Below are 22,507 nucleotides of genomic sequence, written 5' to 3'. Positions count from 1 at the left end.
GGTTACTCCGCCAATTCGCTTAATAGTTGTTCTGCGCCGCTGGGTAATTCTTCCTGAAGTTCCAGGTTCTGCACGTTGAACCCGACACAGGAGTTACCCGTAAAAGCATAAAAACTGACTTTGCTTTCGCGATCGAACTCACCCTGCAAGACCTCGCCATCGTCCATCGTCGCGGTGCATTTCATGCCTTGGTAATTTGATCCCGGAGGGGCACAGAAGCTGATCCACTTCTCGGTCTGCTGCAGTTCGATTTTCAAGCTACCCGGCATCCAGGTATGGACGCTCATGGTCTTGCCGTCCTTGTCAGTCACACCGCTGAAGACCTCTCCCTGCTGAGTGGTTATTCGGTAGCGAGTGAATCGGAGCGCCGCCTGGGTGGCGTCTTTCAAGGTATAGCCACCGGCGTATCCGGTGGGCAACACTGATGCCGGCGTCTGAAGACTGGCGCTGCCAAGTTTTTGCACGTGGGCGGCCTTGAGGTAAATATTGCCGGGCGCACCCAGCTCGATATCGCCGCCCTTGAGGCGGATATAGGCCCCACCGCAATTGATCACTACCTCCCGTGGCGCACTGATTTCCACACGTCCTTCAACGCTTTCGATTTTGAGGTCGGACTTTGCCAGGGCGTGAAGGCTATTGCCCCGAGCATGCAGTTCGACCTTGCCTTTATCTGCTTTGAGTTGCAGCTCACCACGTTGAGCGAACACGCTCACGCTGGCCTCGGCGACTGCGGTTATGTCGTGACCAGCGGTGATATCGGTGTTGCGTGCCGCCATAATGCCCACGCTCTCGCCGCCGGAAGACAGGCACAGGGCCTTCGGGGTGAGCACGCCAATACCTGCCGGCGCATGGAGCAGGACACAGGGCTGTACGAGTCCTTTAAGCCGCTGCTGCAGACCCAACTGGCTATCGATGTCTGCGGGGTTCACTTCGGCGCTGCTGGCTGCCTGTGCCATGGAGCGCGCAAGCGACAACGCCCCCTCCAGTTGTGTAATGGCTGCCGCCATATCCAAATGATTACCTTGAGCTTGTCGCTGTTCATCAGCACTGATAAACACCCCCTTGCCCCCCCGAATCGCGCCCCAACCATCGGTGCGCAACTCAAACCCCTCCCCGCGCTTTTTCTTCTTGCCATCCACCAAATGCCCAAGATTCAACTGGCTCTTGCCACTGTGCTCAGTACTGAGCTTGACGTGCTCCTGCCCCCGCGTGTCGTCCAGGCGCAGTTTGTTATTGGTTGGGGTGCGCAGGACGTTGCGTTTGTAGTTGCGCAAGGTCACGTGGTCGACGTGCTGGCTGTCGTGCAAGGCGTGGGCGATGTAGGGGCGGTCGGGGTCGCCTTGTTCGAAGGCCACCGCCACTTCGGTGCCGGCGATCAGCGGCAGGTGCAGGCCGTGGGTGTCTCCCGCGTAGGGCCGGGCCAGGCGCAGCCAGAGGCTTTCCTGACCGAGCGTCCAGGTGTCGCGGTCAAACAGGAAGTTCACTCGGTAGCGCCCCTCCAGGTCGATATGGGCGTAGGCATCGTTGGCCTGGTTGCTGGTTACGCGCGCGGGGATAGTGCCGGCGATCAGGGGTTTGTTCTTGAGTGCTGGGCGGAAGCACACGCTTTGCGAATAAGGGATGGCCTCGAAGGTGGCGATGAAGCTGCTGTCACGGGCGGCGACGGTGGTCAGGCCGGTGATGACTGCCCCAGGTTTGAAGGCCTGTGGGGCGCCGTCGGTAACGTTGAGCACCTGGCCTGGGGCCAGGGTGGCGCTGCTGGTGATGCCGGCGAGGTGGGTCTGCTCGTTGAGGTAGCGCTCGTGGCGCAGGCGTGCGTAGAAGTGGCCGCTTTCGCTGAGCAGGTCTTCGTCCTGATCCAGCCGGTCGCCGAGCGCTGTGTAGGGTTCGGCGTAGTGGTAGGCCTCGCCGTAGGTGGTTTTGGCGCCGCGAGTCTGGTCAATCTCGCCGCTCAGGTGCGCGTGGGCTTCGCGGTGGTGGTAGGCGCGAACATGCACCTGTTGCTCCACCACCTGGTGGTTCGATTGCAGGTTCCACACGCCGTCCTGGGCAGTGCTGCCGAGGCCCGACTGCGGGCGGTATGGGAGCTCGACGTTGAACTGGTACAAGCGTTGGTCGTCGCAGAACTCGACCACATCGATGCCCAGGCGCTCGTCGCTGCTGAAGCGGTACCAGATGCCCACTTCGGCCAACAGGCGGGTGATGAACGCCAGGTCGCTTTCGCCGTATTGCATGACCTGTTCGCGCTTGGGGTAGTCGCGTTTGAGGCTGAACAGAAAGTCCTGGCCTTCAAAGTCGTGGCGGCTGCGCAGGAGACTGTCGACGATCTGCGGCACCGATTGGTGCTGGTAGATGCGAAACTGCCGACCGCGCGCGAGCAGGGCCAGGCGTGGCTGCAGGGTGATTTCATAGCTGGCCTGGTCGTTGGAGCCGCACTGGCGCCTGAAGCCGGTGACCACGCCGCGCAGGGTACGCAGGGGTTTGATGGGAGGCGGCGTCAGCCCCAGCAAGGGCAGTTTTTGCGCCGGTGCGTGCAGGCTGAAGCGGGCGTGCTGACCGAGCAGGGTTTCGGCGGCGAGGTCACGTTCGGTGCTGGTGAATTCGATGTGGTAGGCGAAGGGTTCGCTTAGCCGTTCCTGGCTGTTGAAGGCCAGGACGTCGAGGTGGGCGTTGACGTTGCGAACGCTCAGGGTGTGGCGGCTGTGGTCAAAGAAAGTCAGCATGTTCACACCTGCGAGGCGACGGCCTGAACCGTGCTTGGAAGATCGTCGAAGTGCAGGCTGATACCGTCTTCGGCGCTATAACCGAAGCGCACACCCTGGGTGCGTTGCTGTGCTGCTCGACGCTCCAACAGTTGCTGGCTGAGTACCGGCAGGATTTGCTCGTTGAGCAGGCTGTCGATATTGCGTGCACCCGAATCAGGCAGCAGGCAGGCGGCAACCAGCGCGTCGTTCAGGGCGTCGTCGCTCCGGCACTCCAGGCCGTAGTGGCGTTGCAGGCGTTTGGCAACCTGGGCCAGCTTGATGGCGACGATGCGCTTGAGCGCATCGGCTTGCAGCGGGCGATAGATGAGGGTCTGGAAGCGCGCCAGCAGCGCCGGCTGGAAGTGGTCGCTCAGGATCGGCCGCAGTCGTTCGTACAGCATGCTGTCCGGTGCGTCGGGTTGCGCCTGCACACAGCGGTGCAACAGCTCGCTGCCGAGGTTGGAGGTCATGAGAATGACGGTGTTGCGAAAGTCGATCTCACGGCCTTCGCCATCGCGCATGAAGCCGCGATCAAAGACCTGATAAAACAGATTGAGCACGTCGCGATGAGCCTTTTCCACTTCGTCGAGCAGCACGACGCTGTAGGGCCTTTGCCGCACCGCTTCGGTTAAAACCCCGCCTTGGCCATAACCGACGTAGCCGGGTGGCGAACCTTTGAGCTGGCTGACGGTGTGGGCTTCCTGGTACTCGGAAAAGTTGAGGGTGATCAGCGATTTTTCGCCACCGAACAGGCTATCGGCCAAGGCCAGGGCCGTTTCGGTCTTGCCCACGCCGCTGGTGCCGACCAGCAGGAACACACCCAGCGGCGCCTTGTCATCGGTGAGCCCGGTTTTGGCCGCCCGCAGGCGCTGCGCCATGGCGTTCAGTGCCGAAGCCTGCCCGATCACACGTTCTGCCAGTCGCTGTTCCAACATCAGCAGGTTGGCCTGTTCGTCCTTGAGCAGAATGCCCAGCGGCACGCCAGTCCAATCGGCAATCACGTGCGCAACGCTGCGCGCGTCCACATCCAGCGACAGCAGCGGTTGGCTGCCCTGGATCTCGCTCAACTGCTGCTGTAGTTGCTCGCAGGTCTCACGCTGCGGTGGCTGGGCCTGACGTGCATCAATCAGCTGTTGGGTGACGTCGAGTTCCTGTCGGTATTGCTGCTCCAGATCGAGGTACTGGCGTTGCAGCTCGGCGTGTTGTGCGGCGATCACTGCCAGGCGCGCATCAGCCTGCTGGCCGCCCATGCGCTGATCCTGCTCCAGCGCTTGCCGCTCCAGTTCCAGGGCCACTTGCCGCGCGCCCAGGTGGGCCAGCGCCTGCGGCTCGCAGTCCAGGCTCATGCGCACGCGGGCACTGGCGGTGTCCAGCAGGTCGACCGCTTTGTCGGGCAGTTGCCGGCCGGTCAGGTAGCGTCGCGACAGGCTGACAGCCGCCTGCACCGCCGTATCCTGGATGTGCACACCGTGATGGTTGGCGTAACGCGCCTTCAGGCCTCGCAGCATCAGGCAAGCATTCGCGTCATCCGGCTCCTCAACCTTGACCCTTTGGAAGCGCCGTTCCAGGGCGGCGTCGCGCTCAAAATACTGTTTGTATTCGCTCCAGGTGGTCGCGGCGATGGTGCGCAATTCGCCACGGGCCAAAGCCGGCTTGAGCAGGTTGGCTGCGTCGGCCCCGCCGGCCTGGTTGCCGGCGCCGATCAGGGTATGGGCCTCGTCGATAAACAACAGCACAGGTCTTTCGGATTGCTGTACGGCGTCGATCACGTTTTTCAGGCGCTGTTCGAATTCGCCCTTGACCCCGGCCCCAGCTTGCAACAAGCCCAGGTCAAGGGTGCGCACACTGATCGACTTGAGGCTGTCCGGCACCCTGCCTTGGGCGATGCTCAAGGCCAGGCCTTCAACCAGTGCTGTTTTGCCGACACCAGGCTCGCCCACCAGAATAGGATTGTTCTTGCGCCGACGACTTAGGATGTCGATGACCTGCCGAATTTCGTCGTCGCGGCCAAATACCGGGTCGATCTTGCCTTGCGCCGCCTGGGCAGTGAGGTCGTGGGTGAATCTGTCCAGCACTGCCTGCAATGAACCCTCCTGGCTGACACGGGGTGGAGCTATGGCGAGCTCGCCGCAGATGTCGGCGGCACTCCCCGACTGGGCAGGTGCCTGCAGTTGCGGACACTCCTCGGAAGTGTGATCCAACAGTCCCGAGAGACGCTGCAACTGGACGTGGCTGAGGCTGAGCAAAGGCCAGGCGGACTCACACGCCAACAGGCCTGGTGTTTCCATCAGCGCGCTCAGAAGATGCACTGAGCGAAGGTTGTCGTTGTTGTCGTCCAGCGAGGCCAGCACCCAGGCATCACGGATCAGTTGCTGCAATGGCTGAGACAACTGCGGTTTGCTCTGCACACTACGCGGCAGCTGATCAATATGTTCGAGCAACCCGTACCACAGCGCCTCCAGATTCCACTCGTAGCGACGGGCGATCACCGTCAGGTCACCTTCGCCCTGCCCCAGCAACTTGAGCAACCAGTGCTCAATGCTGATCTGCGCATGTGCCCGGTTCTGGCACAACGAAGCCGCTGCACTCAATGCCTGGGCGCAGTAGGGGTTGAGACGGCGAAGCAAGCGGGTGGAGTTGGGGGCCATACGGTTGCGTCCTTGTGCAAAGATTCATTAAGAAATGGCGTCTGGAATCGATGTGATTGGCTGAACGTCCGCGAGCAGGCGCTCAACCCAGCACACCGGGGCCAGCAGGCGAAAGCGCGCCTGCTGCTCCATACGTATCAAGCGCTTTGGCGTTCATTCCAGGAGTCGGAGTGGATGATGTTGCCGTCCTTGTAGGTCCAGGTGACCTTCTCGTAGCGCAACTCAATTTGTTCCAGATGGTTGTGTTTCTCTTTGCTCGGGTCTTTGACGTCGTGCATTTTCGGCGCGACTTTCACCACCTTGACGTTCTCCAGCTTGGTGATGAAGTACTCGACTTCCTGCCCGGCATCGTCGATGCGGTACCACTTGAACTCGGCACTCTTGAGGGTTTGCCCGGTGGTCACGGCCTTGTAGAGGTAGGGGCTGGACGCATCGATCTCCTTGGAGAACAGAAAGGGGGTATGAACCCGCGCGCCGGTCAGCTTTCCGGTGTTGTTGTCGGTGGGGATGTACAGGCTGTGGTCCTGGGCGACCACCTCGATACTGCCCACACGCTTATCGACATTCACCGAGCCTTTGATTTCGGCACCACCATCGTCTTGCAGCCAGAGGTAAACGGGAATTGCCATGTGAAGCTCCTTTTCTCAGGAAGTTAAACGTCGCGGGATGCGACAGGGGGTTGTCTGTTCGGACCAGGGGTCGCGAGCTCGCAGGCCCCCGCCTCTGGTACCAGGCGGATATCGACGCGGCGATTGGCGGCACGCCCCGCCTCGGTGTCATTACTCGCTATCGGATAAGTGGCGCCGAAGCCCTGCACCGCAAAGCAATTGGCAGGAATACGCCCCATGCGCTGCATCCAGGCGTGCACGGCGGCGGCACGGGCGTGGGAAAGCCGAAGGTTTTTTTCGGAATCGCCGGTGGCATCGGTGTGTCCCGCGATAACGATCAGCCAACCTGGCTGAGCCTTGATATCGACCAGCGCTTTGATCAGGACGTGGGTCGAGCCGGCTTTGAGCTGGGCGCTGCCGGGAGCGAACAATGACAGGCTGTCCAGCCGTACTGAACTGGCGCTCCGCTCGGGTTTTGTAGCCGGTGGCGGCTCACTGTGGGCCGCCAACACCGCCTGGAGCGGTGCGCGCAACTGCTCGCCACGATACAGGCCCAAGCCAAAGGCCAAGGGCACGCCGTGCCGGTAGTAAGCGTCCAGGCGCTGGGCGTGCTGCCGGAGTACGCCCAGCGCATTTTCACGCCAAAGAAACTCACGCTGATTACGCTGGGTCGGCACAGGTATAGCCGAATAGCGCCGCAGGTCATCACTGATCTGGCGCGCCAACAGGGTGTTCTGCCATGCCGAGCTGGCCAGAGCGATGACGAGCGCGCCGGTGAACAACCAGAGCGCAATGACGCTTGCGCGTTGCAGTGGGGTGCGTAGCGGTCGCAGCGCAAGGAGGTTGAGCAACGGATCGGGAAATGGCAACAGCACATCCGTCATGACCTGCCGGTTATCCGCCAGCGCCACCCTACTGTGCAACCATTGCTGCCAAAGGTTTTCGGGTACCGCCTGAGGCAGCGACGGCACCAGTTTGATCACCCACGTCGTTGCCAGGCAATTGCGCGAGTTTCGAGCGACGAGGTGTGGCCGCACCGCTTCATGCAACCAGGCCACAATGCTGTTGAGCTGTACGCTCGCGTGCATCCGCGCAGCCTGTAGGAGCCTGTCGGAGGTCTGCCGCTGCCATTCATCCGAACTGACACATGCACCGGCGTCATGGACGCGGACTTCGGTATGGCCGTTGTCCCAACAGAACCATGGCTCCTCGCCCTGCAAGGTTTGCAGGTAGCTCGCGAGCAATAGTGGCAGTGCACTCCCACGCTTGCGAGCCAGGGCAAGCTGATCGCTGAAACCGCGCACCTTACCCGCGAGGATTGCACCGTCGCTGTGAACGCCTGGATTGACGATGAACATCACACCCAGTTGCCCTGCCCACTCTGGACGCAGCGCCAACAGTGCGTCGGTGACAGCCGGCAGTTGCTCCACGTTCGGTACACGCACATAGCAACCCAAGGCCGTAACACGCAGGGCCAAGTGCTCGGCCGGGATCTCACCGAACAGATTGCTCAGGCTGTCTCCGCAGACCAGTACCACTGGGTGACGAAACGACGTCACAGGCAATGCCACGTTATCCGCCAACCTGAACGCCCCAGACTGGCGCTCGGCTCGGCGGTTCTGCGACACCCAGGCCCAGGCGACACAACACACCCCGATCAACATCCCGAGCGCTCGCGCCCACAGTTCAAGCGGAATGATGACCAGTAAAGCCATGGCCAAAACGCCCGCCCACAGGTAAAGGATTCGATGCAGGTTGAAGGTCATCGTCCGCTCACCCCTGACCAGGCATAAGCGAAGCCACCGCATCGCTCAACAACTGATCCAAACCCCATCCCGTAGCCGCAAGCAACAAGCCCATCGCCAGGATCTGGATCAGCGGTGAGTGCAGCCAGGACAGGCCCGCAGGCACGCCTCCACGGGCCGCTTGCGTAACGAGGGTATGCCTGACCTTGCGTGGGGTGACCTGCGCGTCAAGGGCAACGCGCAATTGCTCACGTTCGGGATCGTCCAGGTCACGGTAGCGCCCGCGAAAACCCAGCATCAATACCCGCTGGAATGCGGTCAGCACATGCCGATCAGGTGCCGGCCCGCGCAGCACTTCGCGTATGTCTTCATAAAGAAACTCACCCGCCTGGTGACGGTTGAAAAACTTGGCCTGCAGCGGTTCGCTGGCCCACGACGCCCGCGCATCATCGCTGGCGCAGGTCAGCACCGTCTCGTCGAGCAACGCACATTGCGCATGGCTGATGTGATCAATGCTGCGTTGACCAAGGCCCGCCAGCTTGAGCTGCTGGCGCACCTGCTCCACTTGCGCCGTGCAAAGCTGCTCCAACTCCCGACTGTTCTGCACCGAGGCTCCCTGGCGCAACTCAACCACCAACAGATAGGTGTCCTGCAGCAGCGCATCGATATCCACCGCAGCCGAACTGCGCTCTTCCAAAGACGTCACTTTCATGAGCGCAGCACCGCGAACAGTTCAAGCTTGACGTCGGCCAATGTGCTGGGGACGTAGAACGCGCAAACGCCTTCGTCCAGCATTGCCTGCCCACTGGGATGGCCGAGGTCCAGGGCGAAATATTGATTTTCCAGGCGTAATGGAATCGCCGCTGGCACATGGCTGAGCGACTGCAACGGCACCCCATCAAGCGCCGCATTGACCAGGTAGTTGACAGCGTCGGGCGTGCCGATCTTGCACAAGCACGGGAACTGATCCTGCAACTGCGCCGCCGGTAGCCGACAACGCACTGACAAATAGAAGTCGGCACCGTTGCGTTCACGCAGGCGCGGGTCATTGAGCGTGACTTGCCAGCGATTGGCCCCACGCGCCTCCAGTAGCAAGGCAACGACCCGCGACGGTAGGCTGGCCTCCAGCAGCAGGGAAATGCTGTGCATCAAGGGCGGGAATACGGCCTCCAGATGCGCGTGTCGATAAGCCGGGATTTCATCGACATCGTGCTCCAGTGAAAACGTCAGCAGGCCGCCCGCCAGCTTGATCAGCACTTGATAGACATGCTCTGGATGACGCGCCGCAAATGCACGCAGATCCGCCAGCACCGGCTGATAGGTGTTCAGCGCATTAAGCAGCCAGAACAGCGAGACATCGGCCACCGCAAAGTCGGCCATGCGCTGATTGCTTTCGCGCCGCATGCCCATGAGCCGTTGCCGCTTGGCAGCTAACTGGGTCAACAGGTTGTCCAGTTGATTCACCAGCCCAGGATGCGCGGCGAAGCTGAGCAATGGCGGCACGAAACCGAGGTCGAGGCTCCAGGCCCCTTTCCCGTCTCGCACCAGACGTGCGACCGGACACGTTACGTAATCCGGGTTATCGTCACTGTGAAGGCGCAGGCTCAGCGCGTGTTCCAGCACACCAATCGACTGGGCCTCGTCTGCGTAGATATCCTGAACCTGGCGCCAGTCCTGACGATAACGAGTGGGCCGATCGACTCTGCTGCCTTCAAACACGCAGTTGTTTCCGTTGGCTTGCTCCAATGGCAGCGCCAGCAGCACGGTCACTTCCTGAACCTCGTCGGTGAGCAGCGCCGCCAGTTCCAACGCGGGAGGCAGCCGATCCATGCATTCGGTGTCGACCCATGTGCCATCCGGCATTCGCACTTGCAACAGAGCGGCCTTGAGCTTGCCCAGTCGCAACGCATCCAGGTCGAACTCCACAGCCTGGACGCCCCAGGGATGTACCCAGGTCATTAGAGCGAGCTGGTTATTGGTCCAAGCCTCGTAGCGTGTCTGCTGCTGAAATTGCTGCGGCGACAGCAATGCTCCGGCGGCCCATAAAGGGCGATCGATCTTCATGGCATCGTTTCCCTACGATTGAATCAGGCCTTGGCCTTGGGCATCTGCGAAACCAGCGACAGGTTCACGTCCATGCCCTCGACCTGGAAGTGCGGCACGGCGTACAACTTGACGCGGAAGAAGCCCGGATTGTCATCAATGTCTTCGACCGTCACCTTGGCATCGCGCAGTGGATGCGAGGCCTGCAGGTCATCACCGGGGTCTGTCATTTCGGTCACCAGCCCGCCAATCCATTTGTTCAGCTCAAGCTCCAGCAGACGTCGGTCCTTGGTAGTACCGATGTTTTCGCGCTGGATCAGCTTCAGGTAATGGGCGATGCGTGAGAGCAGAAAGATGTAAGGCAAGCGTGCGTTGATTCGACTGTTGGCGGTGGCGTCGGCCGTGTCGTACAGCGCCGGTTTCTGCGCGGAATTGGCCGAAAAGAAACATGCATAGTCGCGGTTCTTGTAGTACGAGAGCGGAATGAAGCCGAGGTTAGCGAATTCGAACTCACGGGTTTCCGGGATCATGACTTCGGAAGGAATCTTGACCTGATTACCGGTGCCCAGGTCGTACAGATGGATCGGCAGTTCCGTCACCGCGCCGCCCGATTGCGGCCCACGAATCTGCACGCACCAGCCATTGGTGATGAAGCTTTTGACCATGTTGGCCGCAAAGGCAAATGAGGCATTGGTCCACAGGTATTTACCGTGATCCGGACCCTTGACGCTTTCGATGTAGTTGAAATTGCGTACTGGAATGGTGTCGGGGCCATAGGGCAAGCGCCCGAGGACGCGTGGCATGGTCAGACCGATGTAACGTGCATCGTCACTGTCGCGGAACGCCTTCCACTTGATGTATTCAGCGCGGTCAAAGTAGTTGCCGATGTCCTTGATCGCGGCAACTTCTTCCATGGACTCTTTGCCGAAGAAGGCTGGGCCGACCGCGCCCACAAATGGCATGTGCGCGGCGGCGGACACTTTCGAAATGTTGCGCAGCAGGGCGATATCCTGAGGGCTTCGGTCAAACTCGTAGTTGGAGATAGCTGCTGCAATCGGCTCACCGCCGGGAGTGTCGTACTCCTGGGTATAGGTGTGCAGATACAAGCCGCTCTGGGCGATTTCCGGCGCATCCTCGAAGTCCTGCACGAGGTGATCCTTACTGATATCCAACAGTTCGATGCGCACGTTCTGACGGAAATCCGTCTGATCAATCAGCGACTTCACGCCACGCCAAGTCGACTCGACACGTTGGAAATCCGGATGATGCATGACTGCGTCGAGTTGACGGCTGATCTGCATGTCCAGGGAGGCGATGTGTTCGTCCAGCAGGACTCTATCCAGACGCTCTACTTTCTGCGGTGATTGTTTAAGCAACTTTAAAAACACGCTGACCGCTGCGGTCACCCGCTCATCGGCTGATACCTCAGACAGCGCGTCGGCGTTTTGAAACGCTTCTATACCACCCATCGTTACTATCGGGTTTAGATTGATCTTGCTAAACAGCGCACCGTAAATACCACCGCACGCTTCAGTTAACACAGTGGCGCTGCGCGATTGTTCGCTGGAACCTTCTACAGTCATAACGGCATTCCCTTTAAAAGCATGAATTAAATCAACGATCTTCCACAGGCGCCAAGGCAGCCAGCTCCGTCCTTAGTTCATCACTGAGCGCGTCATCTTTGAGAATACGCTCTAACTCGTGGCGAAAGGTCACGTTATCCAGCAAGTTGGATTTGAGATCGCGCAACAGGTTGCGCATAGCCAACAAGGCCCGTAGTTGCGGAATCTGCCTCGCTACTTGCTCGGGCTCAAAGTCCTTCATACAGTGAAAGTTCAGTTCGACAGACGTATCAGATGCCTCGTCGCTCAACGTATCGGGAACGGCGAGCTTCAGGCTGGGCGAGAAGTCCGCCAAGACGCTGTCGAGGTTGTTTTTATTGATGTTGACCTTGCCTCGCTCTGACAGCGGACGTTGCTCCTGGCCGTTGCTGTAGTCACCCATCAGCATCAGTTTAAGTGGCAGTTCAATCTTCTTCTGCGCACCACCGGTATGCAGGTCAAGCTTGATGTTGATCCTGGCTTTGGGTACTTCATTTTGAAAGCTGCTTAAAGTCATAACTCCATCCGTAAGTCGCCTTTTCAACAGCGCAGTTAGCCATTGAAAAAATAAAGACCGAAATCCATAGAGAGAAAATGGATTCCTTATTGGAAAAGCCAACGCACTACCCGGCCGCTGGCAAACTCCTTCTACTTAGAATGAAGTATTGCCTTTTATATTTACCACCCCCAAATCACGGGCAAGAGCTTTCCGAGGCGCTTTGCGGAAACTTCCCACAAATCGCCCAGATCGGCCCTCTCGCAATCAACGTTTAATATTTAACTACGAACACAAGAAAGATCCGTCAGAGCTTCAAACTATTTGTAGGCAATCACTGTAGGAAGTTTTATTAAAGTAACAAAAAGCGGACACTCTCTTACCGTTATAGGCGCTGTGTTTATAACGTAAGAGGCAATCAAGGAGGAACAGTTAAACCGCCCAATCAGGAGGAAACACTTCCATACCGTCAAGCAGACACCGAGGCGGAAGCGGCGGCAGGTGCAGAGTACTGCCCGCCACCGCTGGTCAATATCGTAAAAATTGAAATTTACGCGTGCGCAGTCACACCTCCCGCGCCTTCACCTTCAAATGCCGCGCATACCAAGGCCGCTTCGGCACCCGCTTGAACAAGCCTTTGAGCGCATCGTCATCAGCGCCAAACGTAATCCTCAACGCGAGCTTCATGGTCTCCGGGTCCATTTCCATCGACTTGCCCATCTGCAAGCCCGGTGTGGTGCTGCAGCCATGGGTGTCCGGGCCGAGCCACGGGTCGCCGACTTCGACCCAGCGGCCGGGTGCGAACCAAGCCACGCCGTTGACCTCCAGCCGGCTGACTTCGCCTGGATTGAAGCGCTCGTGGGCGCGGAACCAGTCTTCGATGCGGTCGTCGATCCAGCCGTGGAAGTGCCAGAACACCGGGTTTACGTGGGAGGAAAAAGGGTCGCCAAGGAAGTCGTTTTCAGCGGCATACCAGCGTGCGGAAAAGTCTGCTGGGTCACGGGCAAAGGGTACTGGCGCGCCGTTGGAGGGGTCGCGGGGCACCGAGGCCCAGCGCATGTGCAGCCAGTCGTGCAGGCCCAGTTCCATTTGCGAGCCCAACTGCCCAAGCGTGAATTTGGCCAGGTAACGTGGGTCGCGGTATTGGGACTCCCAGACCTGGAAGTTGCTGTGGTAGGTCTCTTCGGACTTGATGTCGCTGACCCACTGGGTGTATTCGCTGTCGTCCGGGGCTGACCAGGTGGGCGGCAGCGCGAAGCCATCGTGGTTGTCGAAGTAGCGCACAAAGCCCAGGCGATCACGCTCCAGCGCCGGTTGCGGCTCAGGGAAGGCGGGCCACGAGGGCAAGTCCTGCATGGCGCGGGCGGCGCCCAGCATGTGCCGGTGCATGAAGAAGAAGTCGATACCCGAGCCGTTGCGGTCTTTGCGTTTGCCACGGGCATCGCGCTCCTGGCCACGGGGCCCCGGTTGCCAGCCGATGCCGCGCAGGGCGTCGCGCTTTTCTTCGGAGAGTTTGTGCCATTGGTCGCGCGTAGCGTGCCACAACTGGTGGAACAGGCGGTGTTCAGGGGCAATCAGCCACGCGAGCAGCGTCGGGTTATGGCCGATGCGCTGGCGGGCTTCGGGAAACAGTTGTTTGTGGGCGATAAAACGGTTGTCGCGCTCAGTCAGCGCCAAGGGGCGATCAAGGTCTAGGATCTGCCCGCTGAGGGTGCCGCTGCCGGCGTTGCCGAAGTCGGCCCAGACTTCATCGAGGGTCATCTTGAATTCATAGGCGGGCCGGCCATCGGCCGCGTCGCGGTCGATCAGGCGCCAGTAGAGCAAGGCGCCCTCGCCCGTCAGCAAATCGCCCAATACGCGATAACGTGGTTCGCCTTCGGCACGCAGGTTCGCAGCCGTGTCCAGGTAGCCGCGCAGGCCTCGGCCACGGGGTGCGATGTCGAGCAGCAGCTCCAGACCTTGCAGCGGCAGGCCCTTGAGGCCCGCGTCGCGGCCTTCCAGGCGCAGGCTCCAGACACCGCGCAAGGTATTGGCCAAGTGTTGGCCGGCAGTGTCAGCCAGATCCACCGTGGCTTCGCCGGGGGTGATGGGGAATTCTTCACACGTCCACTCGCGATGGGCATAGAAGGCGGCCGGCACAGCGGCGCCGGTGAGCGCGAGGCCTGCGATGAACCCACGTCGAGAGATGGTCATTGTCTACCTTAGGAAACGGCTTGATCAGAGCTAGAACGTTTGCTGACAGGGGAAATTTACCGCTGCCGCCTCGCCCGCCTAAATTTCCCCGCTCATTGCTCGTTCCTCCCTGATAGCGAAGGCCTCAACTGACTGAGATGGCAATGACAAAATCACGTTCGAAAAAGGCGCTGTACATCGGCCTGCCCCTGGCCCTGGCGGTCGGCGCTGGCTTGCTGGCCTGGGATCACTGGTTCAGGGGCAATGCCGGCTACCCGCTGGAGGTGATCAAGCAGGCCAATGAAATGCAGGACCGCCTGCTGTCATTCGACAGCCATATCACCGTGCCGGTGGATTTCGGCACCGCCGGCAAGGAAGCGGACAAGGACGGCAGTGATCAATTCGACCTGGTCAAGGCCAGTCGTGGCCGCTTGTCCGGCGCCGCGTTGACCATCTTCGGCTGGCCAGAGATCTGGAACGGCCCCAACGCACCACACAAGCCCACCGAAGGGTTCGTAGAAGCGGCACGCCATGAACAGGAAGTGCGCTACAAGATCATCAGCGCCATGGTGCGCGACTTCCCCAACCAGGTTGCCATTGCCTACACCCCGGATGACTTCCGGCGCCTGCATGGCGAGGGCAAGTTTGCGATCTTTATGAGCATGCTCAACGCCTACCCTCTGGGCAACGACCTGAACCAACTGGACCTGTGGGCCGCGCGCGGCATGCGCATGTTCGGCTTCAGTTATGTGGGCAATAACGCCTGGTCGGACTCCTCGCGCCCGCTGCCGTTTTTCAATGACAGCCCGGATGCCCTGGACGGCCTGTCGGACATTGGCAAGCAAGCTGTGCATCGCCTCAACGACCTGGGTGTGATCATTGATGTGTCGCAGATGTCGACCAAGGCCCTGGAGCAGGTGGCACAGCTGAGCCGTACGCCGATGGTGGCTTCTCACTCGGCACCGCGAGCATCGGTGGATATTCCGCGCAACCTCAGCGACAAGGAGTTGCAGCTGATCAAGCACAGCGGCGGCGTGGTGCAGATCGTGGCTTTCTCCGCCTACCTGCGCCCGCTGAGCCAGCCGACCCAGGACAAGCTCAACGCCCTGCGCGCCCGCTTCGACCTGCCGCCCCTGCCGAACCTGGCCATGGCGCTGATGCCGGGCGACCCCATCATCGCGGCTTGGCCCGAGCAGCGGTTCGGCGAGTACGCCAGCGCGCTGTACGGCATCCTCGAAGAAGAACCCAAGGCCACCCTCAAGGACCTGGGCAACGCGATCGACTACACCGTGCGCAAGATCGGTATCGACCATGTCGGCCTGTCTTCGGACTTCAACGACGGCGGCGGCATCGACGGCTGGAACAACGTGGGCGAAATCCGCAACGTCACCGCCGAGCTGATCCAGCGCGGCTACTCCGAAGCCGATATCGCCAAGCTGTGGGGAGGCAACTTCCTGCGGGTGTGGGACCAGGTACAAAAATCCGCCAAGCCATTGGCCAACCGCTAACCACCTGGAAGCCAGTCCATGACCGACCGCCGTACGTTTCTCAAGCAGGCCGGGGTATTTGCCGCCAGCCTGCCGCTTGGCGCTGCCATCCTGCCTCACGCACAGGCAGCCCCCACGCAAGACCCATGGACGGGATTCAAGCAACTGTTCAACCAGGACCCGGATTACCTGCATTTCTCCAATTTCCTGGTGGCCTCGCACCCCAAGCCGGTACGCGAGGCCATCGAGCGCTACCGTGCGCAGATCGACCGCAACCCAGGGCTGGCCATGGACTGGGACCTGCAGGAAACCTGGAAGCGCGAAGGCCAGGTGCGCGAATGGGCCGGTCACTACCTGAAGGCCACACCCCCGCAGATCGCTCTGACTGGCAGCACCTCCGAAGGGCTGGCGATGATTTATGGCGGGATCAAGGTGCGGCCCGACCAGGAAATCCTGACCACCGTTCACGAGCATTACGCTACCCAGAACGTGCTGGATTATCGCGTCCTCAAGCAAGGCACCCAGGTCCGTCGGATCACGCTGTTCGACAATGCCAACCAAGTGTCCGCCGACGAAGTGCTGGGCAATATCCAGCGCGCCATCCGGCCCAACACCCGCGTGCTGGGGATGACCTGGGTGCAGTCCGGCAGCGGCGTGAAGCTGCCCATCGGCGAAATCGGCAAGTGGGTGGACGAGCACAACCGCGACCGCGACGAGCAGGACCGCCTCCTCTATGTGGTGGACGGCGTGCACGGCTTCGGCGTGGAAAACCTCGATTTTCCCGACATGCACTGCGACTTCTTCATCGCCGGCACCCATAAATGGATGTTCGGCCCACGCGGCACCGGCCTGGTGTGCGCCCGCGACCCCGAGAACAAATACGTGACACCCATGGTGCCGACCTTCTCCGAGGACAAGGATTTCGCCACCAGCATGACGCCGGGCGGTTACCACGCCTTCGAGCATCGCTGGGCGGCGGACGAGGCCTTCAAGCTGCACTTGCAGTTGGGCAAGGCGCACGTGCAGGCGCGCATCCATGCGCTGAATACCGAATTGAAAGACCAGTTGCTGGCACAACCCCAAGTCGAACTGGTCACCCCGCGCAGCACCGAGCTGTCCGCTGGCTTCACCTTCTTCCGGGTCAAGGGCCAGGACAGCGACGCGGTGGTGGCCCAGATGATGAAACACCGCGTGGTGATCGATGCAGTGGAGCGTGATGTCGGCCCCGTGATCCGCACCTCGCCCGGCCTGCTTAACAACGCCGACGAAATCCAGCGGTTCATGACCCTGCTGCGCCAGCGGGTGTGACGCTTACCTTTCCCTTTGAACGAGATGCCCACATGATTCCATTCCGACCCAAACCCTTGAGCGCCCTGGCGCTGATGGCCCTGTGCAGCGCAATGCTGCCGGGCCTGGCCCAGGCCGCCGCGCCACAACCGGGCAAGGTGTTCAAGGACTGCAAGGACTGCCCGGAAATGGTCGTACTGCCCGCCGGCACCTTCACCATGGGAACGCCTGAAGATGAAGTCGGCCGCGAGCCGGATGAAGGCCCGATGCATGACGTGACCTTCGCCAAACCGTTCGCCATGAGCCGCTTCCATGTCACCGCCGGTGAATGGGACAGCTATGTGCGCCAGAGCGGTGTGAAGATCGCCAACGGCGACGAGCGCCCCGGCCGCGAATGCATCGCCAGCAAGCCGCGTTACCCGCAAGGCCCGCGCCAGCCGGCGGTGTGCATGGACATGGACGACATCAAAGCCTACGTCGCCTGGCTGTCGAAAAAGACCGGCCAGAAGTACCACATGGTCAGCGAAGCCCAACGTGAATACGCTGCCCGCGCCGGCTCCACCGGGCCGTTCCCGTTCCCCTTCGATGAAGGCAAGGGCTACAGCATCGCCCAGCACGCCAATACCTATGGACCGGCAGACGGCTACAGTTACTCCTCGCCCGTGGGCAGCTATCCGCCGAACGCGTTCGGCATGTACGACATGCACGGCAACGTCTACGAGCGCGTCGCGGACTGCGAACACACCAACTACATCGGTGCCCCGACTGACGGTAGCGCCTGGGTGGAACCGAACTGCGAGTCCTATCAGATTCGCGGCAATGACTGGGGCGAAGCACCCGTGTTTTCGCGCTCGGGCAACCGCAACACCATCTACCCGCAGACGCGGGGGGACTGGATCGGTTTCAGGGTGGTGCGTGATCTCTGATAACGCACGCTGAAACCGGCATAAAAAAACCGCCTGGCATGTGCCAGGCGGTTTTTTTATGTCTGGAGGAAGCTGGCGCGAGCGCCCGCTTCCGGTGGGTCAGTGAATCAGAAGGCGTACTTGGCGTTGATCATTGCGTTGCGCGGTTCGCCGTAAGAGCCCGACGCGAATGTGCCAATACCGTCGTAATATTTCTTATCGAACAAGTTGTTTACATTCAGACCAACGGTCAAGTGCTCATCCACTTTGTAGTTCGCCAACAGGCCCACCACTGCAAACGGATCCTGCGTCGCCTTGTAGGTAGGGCCGGTATATTGTGGAATTTGCCCCTCGGCGTACATCTTGCTCTGCCAGGTCACATTGCCGCCGATGGTCAAACGCTCCAGGTCACCCTGCAAGCGGTAGGTAGTGCCGAGTTTGAGGAGATTGGAAGGCTGGTTGGTCTGGACACGCTCACCGTTCTTGTCGTGCGACTCACGATAGGTGTAGCCACCAAATACGTTCCAACCAGTGGTCAACTCGCCCGAGATCTCGGTCTCAACACCGCGCGTACTGGTACCGCTGATCGCTTTATAGGCCGCCTTGTTGGAGTTCGGATTGGCGACTTCCTCAGGGCTGTTCTTCTGTTCTACGTCAAACACCGCAATGCTGGCGTTCAACGCACCGTTGAAGAACTCACCCTTGAGACCAATCTCATAGTTATCGCCCTGCAACGGCTCAAGAGACTTGTTATCAACCGTCTTATAGAACGTCTGCGGCAAGAAGATGTTGGTATAGCTGGCATATGCCGAGTACGTGTCATTCAGCTCGTAGACAATCCCTGCATAGGGAGTGACAACTCCGGTTTTTCGAGTTTTGTCAGTGGCTTTGGTCTGATTCGAAATGCTCGTTACGCGATCTTCCTGATCCCACCAGCTAACACGGGTGCCAAGAATCACGGTCAATGGATCGAATGGCTTTAGACGTACCGCACTGTAAATCCCGGATTGCTGCAGGGTCGTAACCGTTCCACCATTTTCTGCGAACTTCGGCCTGGCGAATTGGCGACCATCCCAGGCGAAAATATTATCCACCGCTGCGAAGTCCCCATCGGCTCCGGTGCTGACGTAGTCAGGGAAGTTCAGGTGCGTGCGCGAGGTGCTGGCACCGACCACCAACTCATGCTCACGCCCGCCCAAAGTGAACGGGCCGGTGGCAAAGGTATCCAGGGTGTCTTGCGTCTGATAGCTATCCAGGCGGCTGATGTAGGCATTCGCGCCGACGCCTGTCACTGGGTCGGGCGCGCCATTACTGGCAGAAGCACCTTCCCCTTTGCGATAACTGTATTGGTGGCTGTAGGCGGTTTTCCAACTCCAGTCATTACCCAGCTTGTGATCCAGCATGGTGCTGAAGTTGTAACTGGTGTTGTCCTGGAATGCCCAACGGCTGGCAGGGTTGAACGAACGAGAGAAGTTAGTCTGCTTACCCGTGTTGTAGAACAACGGGATATGCCCGTATGTCGTGCCATCAGCGTTGTTGTTCTGGTAATCGAGGCTGGTGCGTAACGTGGTGTCGTCGCTCAAGTCGATGTCCAACGCCCCGTACATCACGCGTTTTTCTTGCTTGTACCAATCAATGAACGAGTTCTGCTTCTGATAGGCCGCGACAAACCGCCCGCGTACGTTGCCGGTTTCCGTCAACGGGCCGGACACGTCCACCTCGGAGCGGTAACGGTCCCACGCACCCGCTTCACCGGAAACGTAGCCTTGGAAGTCTTTGGTCGGACGCTTGCGCACCAGGTTGATGGTGGCAGACGGAGTGCCTGCACCGCTCATCAGGCCGGTCGCGCCGCGCACCACTTCAACGCGGTCATAAATCGCCATGTCAGACAGTGGGCCGGTGTACTGCTGGGACTCGTTGGCCACTTGCGACGGAATGCCGTCGTACTGGAAGTTCTGGATTGAGAAGCCACGGGAATAGAAAGAATAACGCTCGCTGTCGCGATGGTTGATGCTGATGCCCGGCGTGAAGGCCAGGACTTCGTTGAGCGTCGAAAGATGCTGATCATCCATCAACTGGCGGGTAATCACGCTGACCGACTGCGGCGTTTCACGCAACGACAATGGGAGCTTGGTTGCCGTGCTGGTGGCCCCTGTAGTGTACGAACCGGTATTTTCGGTCGTCGCCCCAAGCCCCTCGGCACTGATGGTGGTTGCCCCAAGGTTCAGCGCAGAACCGCTGGTGGGCGTCATCACGATGTAGTTGCCGTTCGCTTCGCGACTGGCCTGCAAGCCACTGCCCGACAACAGTCGAGACAGGCCTTCATCCACGCCGAACTGCCCTCTCAGCCCTGGGGTGGAGCGCTGGCTGGCGAGCGCCGGATCATAGGAAATCGATACGCCGGCAGCCGAGCCGAATGCCATCAGCGCATCCGACAATTTACCGGCCGGGATCGCGAAGGCAACCTTGCCCGCTTCACTCTGGGCAAATGCAGCGCTCGGCATCAATGTGGCAGCAGCTGGCACAGCCAGCGCGGCACCCAGCATCATCAGACGCACGGTCTGCGGCAATTTCTTCAGCGCGTAATGCTTGGGCGTAGACAACCAAAGGAAATAAGGCATCGACAGCAATCCTTGAACAGTGAGGCGTGTGATTGGCAGAAATAGTGGCGTCTTTGAGCGCCTCTGGTTAATAAGACGGTTCAGGTAATGAAAACCAGACTCATTTACCTGCTTATTTTTCACCGCGCCTCCAAACGCACTCGACCAACAACCGCGAGGACTATTAATGCTCGGGCGCGCCAGCTCATCGAAATGAAAGCGTCCACGGGAGAGGAACGGCGTACCGGCCTACGGGTGCCGACCGAAGAACGCGGCCGCATCAAGCTATAACGTGGGACGGCAGGACAAATTTAGGCCCCGCGCTCAACGCAATAAGGCTAAATCGCGCCGCAGTCGAAACGTCTCCTACAAAAGCCCGCGAGCGATCAAATGGATCGCCGGGCCTCCACTCGCCCTTAGCACGTAGCCACGTCGCGACCGAGGTAGTTTCATGACTGCAAAACCGCGTAGCGCCCTCAGTGAACTCTTGAGCCTGCTCAAGCCGTATCGCTACACCGTCATCCTGTCGATTCTGTTCGGCATCCTCGGAGGCGTGAGCGTCACGGCCCTGCTTGCCACGGTCAACCAGGGCCTGCACAGCGAGTCCGGCCTCACCACCGCCGTGGTCCTGGCCTTCGCCGGCCTGTGCCTGCTCGCCCTGCTCAGCAGCATTGCCGCCGACATCGGCAGCAACTTCGTCGGGCAAAAAGTCATTGCCAGGCTGCGCAAGGACCTCGGCGCCAAGGTACTGTCAGCACCGATCGAACAGATCGAACGCTACCGCAGCCATCGCCTTATTCCGGTACTGACCCACGACGTCGACACCATCAGCGACTTCGCCTTCGCCTTTGCCCCGCTGGCCATTTCCATCACCGTCATCCTCGGCTGCCTGGGCTACCTGGCGAGCCTCTCGCTGCCGATCTTCATCATGACCCTGCTGGCCATCGGCATTGGCTCAGCCATCCAGTTCATCGCGCAAAGCAAAGGCATCAAAGGCTTCTACGCGGCGCGGGAAGCGGAAGACAACCTGCAAAAACACTACTCGGCCATCGCCGAGGGCGCCAAGGAACTGCGGATCCACCGCAAGCGCCGCCACGCCATGCTGACCCGCAATATCCAGGCCACCGCCGACCACATCTGCGACACCCACGTGCGCTCGATCAATATTTTCGTGATCGCCAAAAGCCTGGGTTCGATGCTGTTCTTCGTGGTCATCGGCCTGGCGCTGACCCTGCAATCGTTCTGGCCCAGCAACAACCCTGCGATGATGAGCGGCTTTGTCCTGGTACTGCTCTACATGAAAGGCCCGCTGGAGAACCTGATCGCCAACCTGCCGATTATCAGCCGCGCACAGATCGCCTTCCGCCGCATTGCCGACCTGTCCGAACGCTTCTCGTCGCCGGAACCGCACTTGCTGCTCGACGCCGATGAGAGCCGCACGCCGGCCATGAAGCATCTGGAGTTGCGCGACGTGCAGTACGCGTTCCCGCCCGTGGAAGGCAGCGCGCCTTTCAAGCTGGGCCCGGTGAACCTGACCATCGAGCCTGGGGAAATCCTGTTTATCGTCGGTGAAAACGGCTGCGGCAAGACCACCCTGATCAAGTTGCTGCTGGGCCTGTATACCCCGCAGCAAGGTGAGATCCGCCTCAACGGCACAACGGTGGACGCCCACGGCCTGGACGATTACCGGCAGATGTTCACCACCATTTTTGCCGACTACTACCTGTTCGACGAACTGGTGCAAAGCGACAAGGCCCTGCCGGACGACGCCAACCAGTACCTGGAGCGCATGGAAATCGCGCACAAGGTCAGCATTCGCGATGGCGCGTTCACCACCACCGACCTCTCCACCGGGCAGCGCAAGCGCCTGGCGCTGATCAACGCCTGGCTCGACGAGCGTCCAGTGCTGGTCTTCGACGAATGGGCCGCCGACCAGGACCCGACCTTCCGCCGCGTGTTCTACACAGAGCTGCTGCCGGACCTCAAGCGCCTGGGCAAGACCATCATCGTGATCTCCCACGATGATCGTTATTTCGATATCGCCGACCAATTGGTGCGCATGGAAGCCGGGCGCGTCATCACCGAAAAAGCTTTCGCCTGACCTCACCCTCCGGCGAGCGCCCTGCCGCTCGCCGCTTGCCCGCCAAGTCCCACGTCACACCTAAATCTCG

The 22,507-nt window shown here is 60.2% G+C and carries 14 protein-coding genes; 4 read left to right on the top strand and 10 right to left on the bottom strand.

Going from position 1 to position 22,507, the window contains the following annotated elements; all coding sequences use genetic code 11:
- Positions 1-2: 2 nt before the first annotated feature.
- From DNK50_RS15180 to DNK50_RS15140, 9 genes are all read right to left on the bottom strand, one after another.
- Positions 3-2,723, bottom strand: a complete 2,721-nt coding sequence (locus tag DNK50_RS15180) for a type VI secretion system Vgr family protein (RefSeq protein ID WP_112194895.1) — start codon at positions 2,721-2,723, stop codon at positions 3-5.
- A 2-nt stretch (positions 2,724-2,725) separates the two neighbouring features.
- Positions 2,726-5,392, bottom strand: coding sequence for a type VI secretion system ATPase TssH (gene tssH / locus DNK50_RS15175; protein WP_112194893.1), 2,667 nt, complete (start codon positions 5,390-5,392; stop codon positions 2,726-2,728).
- 137 nt (positions 5,393-5,529) lie between these two features.
- Positions 5,530-6,021 carry an Hcp family type VI secretion system effector gene (locus DNK50_RS15170; protein ID WP_112194891.1) on the bottom strand — a complete coding sequence of 164 codons (492 nt, stop codon included), beginning with the start codon at positions 6,019-6,021 and terminating at the stop codon, positions 5,530-5,532.
- Between the two features lie 23 nt (positions 6,022-6,044).
- The gene (locus DNK50_RS15165; protein WP_112194889.1) at positions 6,045-7,766 is read right to left on the bottom strand and encodes an OmpA family protein; all 1,722 of its coding nucleotides are present in this window, start codon (positions 7,764-7,766) and stop codon (positions 6,045-6,047) included.
- A gap of 7 nt (positions 7,767-7,773) precedes the next feature.
- Entirely contained in the window at positions 7,774-8,457 is a 684-nt protein-coding gene (gene tssL, locus DNK50_RS15160; protein WP_112194887.1) for a type VI secretion system protein TssL, short form, read from the bottom strand.
- Positions 8,454-9,809, bottom strand: a complete 1,356-nt coding sequence (tssK, locus tag DNK50_RS15155) for a type VI secretion system baseplate subunit TssK (RefSeq protein ID WP_112194885.1) — start codon at positions 9,807-9,809, stop codon at positions 8,454-8,456. The genes tssL and tssK overlap by 4 nt, the downstream gene beginning before the upstream one ends.
- 23 nt (positions 9,810-9,832) lie before the next feature.
- Entirely contained in the window at positions 9,833-11,371 is a 1,539-nt protein-coding gene (gene tssC, locus DNK50_RS15150) for a type VI secretion system contractile sheath large subunit (RefSeq protein ID WP_099584238.1), read from the bottom strand.
- Between the two features lie 31 nt (positions 11,372-11,402).
- Complete coding sequence (gene tssB / locus DNK50_RS15145) at positions 11,403-11,906, bottom strand: type VI secretion system contractile sheath small subunit (RefSeq protein WP_099584246.1); 504 nt, start codon at positions 11,904-11,906, stop codon at positions 11,403-11,405.
- 543 nt (positions 11,907-12,449) lie between these two features.
- Positions 12,450-14,078 (bottom strand): PvdJ/PvdD/PvdP-like protein, encoded by a 1,629-nt coding sequence (locus DNK50_RS15140; protein ID WP_112194883.1) that lies wholly within the window; start codon positions 14,076-14,078, stop codon positions 12,450-12,452.
- Between the two features lie 143 nt (positions 14,079-14,221).
- Here DNK50_RS15140 and pvdM point away from each other — a divergent pair, with 143 nt between their 5' ends.
- The 3 genes from pvdM to DNK50_RS15125 are packed head-to-tail and all read left to right on the top strand — an operon-like array spanning position 14,222 to position 17,757.
- On the top strand, positions 14,222-15,565 hold the full coding sequence (gene pvdM / locus DNK50_RS15135) for a pyoverdine-tailoring dipeptidase-like protein PvdM (protein WP_112194881.1): 1,344 nt from the start codon (positions 14,222-14,224) through the stop codon (positions 15,563-15,565).
- A gap of 18 nt (positions 15,566-15,583) precedes the next feature.
- On the top strand, positions 15,584-16,852 hold the full coding sequence (locus tag DNK50_RS15130; protein WP_112194879.1) for an aminotransferase class V-fold PLP-dependent enzyme: 1,269 nt from the start codon (positions 15,584-15,586) through the stop codon (positions 16,850-16,852).
- Positions 16,853-16,884: 32 nt separating this feature from the next.
- Complete coding sequence (locus DNK50_RS15125; protein ID WP_112194877.1) at positions 16,885-17,757, top strand: formylglycine-generating enzyme family protein; 873 nt, start codon at positions 16,885-16,887, stop codon at positions 17,755-17,757.
- 107 nt (positions 17,758-17,864) lie between these two features.
- Here DNK50_RS15125 and DNK50_RS15120 read toward each other — a convergent pair whose 3' ends face one another.
- Complete coding sequence (locus tag DNK50_RS15120) at positions 17,865-20,357, bottom strand: TonB-dependent siderophore receptor (RefSeq protein WP_099584233.1); 2,493 nt, start codon at positions 20,355-20,357, stop codon at positions 17,865-17,867.
- A 430-nt stretch (positions 20,358-20,787) separates the two neighbouring features.
- Here DNK50_RS15120 and DNK50_RS15115 point away from each other — a divergent pair, with 430 nt between their 5' ends.
- Positions 20,788-22,437: a cyclic peptide export ABC transporter gene (locus DNK50_RS15115; RefSeq protein ID WP_112194875.1), complete on the top strand. Its 1,650-nt coding sequence runs from the start codon at positions 20,788-20,790 to the stop codon at positions 22,435-22,437.
- Positions 22,438-22,507: the final 70 nt, after the last annotated feature.

Origin of the sequence: Pseudomonas sp. LG1E9 (assembly GCF_003290225.1) — a bacterium.
Classification (GTDB): domain Bacteria; phylum Pseudomonadota; class Gammaproteobacteria; order Pseudomonadales; family Pseudomonadaceae; genus Aquipseudomonas; species Aquipseudomonas cyclaminis.
This window is presented reverse-complemented; position numbering and strand designations above follow the sequence as displayed.

Excerpts from the sequence above, each read along its gene's own strand:
- DNK50_RS15180 (WP_112194895.1), bottom strand. The coding sequence starts at position 2,723 with ATGCTGACTTTCTTTGACCACAGCCGCCACACCCTGAGCGTTCGCAAC.
- tssH (WP_112194893.1), bottom strand. The coding sequence starts at position 5,392 with ATGGCCCCCAACTCCACCCGCTTGCTTCGCCGTCTCAACCCCTACTGC.
- DNK50_RS15170 (WP_112194891.1), bottom strand. The coding sequence starts at position 6,021 with ATGGCAATTCCCGTTTACCTCTGGCTGCAAGACGATGGTGGTGCCGAA.
- DNK50_RS15165 (WP_112194889.1), bottom strand. The coding sequence starts at position 7,766 with ATGACCTTCAACCTGCATCGAATCCTTTACCTGTGGGCGGGCGTTTTG.
- tssL (WP_112194887.1), bottom strand. The coding sequence starts at position 8,457 with ATGAAAGTGACGTCTTTGGAAGAGCGCAGTTCGGCTGCGGTGGATATC.
- tssK (WP_112194885.1), bottom strand. The coding sequence starts at position 9,809 with ATGAAGATCGATCGCCCTTTATGGGCCGCCGGAGCATTGCTGTCGCCG.
- tssC (WP_099584238.1), bottom strand. The coding sequence starts at position 11,371 with ATGACTGTAGAAGGTTCCAGCGAACAATCGCGCAGCGCCACTGTGTTA.
- tssB (WP_099584246.1), bottom strand. The coding sequence starts at position 11,906 with ATGACTTTAAGCAGCTTTCAAAATGAAGTACCCAAAGCCAGGATCAAC.
- DNK50_RS15140 (WP_112194883.1), bottom strand. The coding sequence starts at position 14,078 with ATGACCATCTCTCGACGTGGGTTCATCGCAGGCCTCGCGCTCACCGGC.
- pvdM (WP_112194881.1), top strand. The coding sequence starts at position 14,222 with ATGACAAAATCACGTTCGAAAAAGGCGCTGTACATCGGCCTGCCCCTG.
- DNK50_RS15130 (WP_112194879.1), top strand. The coding sequence starts at position 15,584 with ATGACCGACCGCCGTACGTTTCTCAAGCAGGCCGGGGTATTTGCCGCC.
- DNK50_RS15125 (WP_112194877.1), top strand. The coding sequence starts at position 16,885 with ATGATTCCATTCCGACCCAAACCCTTGAGCGCCCTGGCGCTGATGGCC.
- DNK50_RS15120 (WP_099584233.1), bottom strand. The coding sequence starts at position 20,357 with ATGCCTTATTTCCTTTGGTTGTCTACGCCCAAGCATTACGCGCTGAAG.
- DNK50_RS15115 (WP_112194875.1), top strand. The coding sequence starts at position 20,788 with ATGACTGCAAAACCGCGTAGCGCCCTCAGTGAACTCTTGAGCCTGCTC.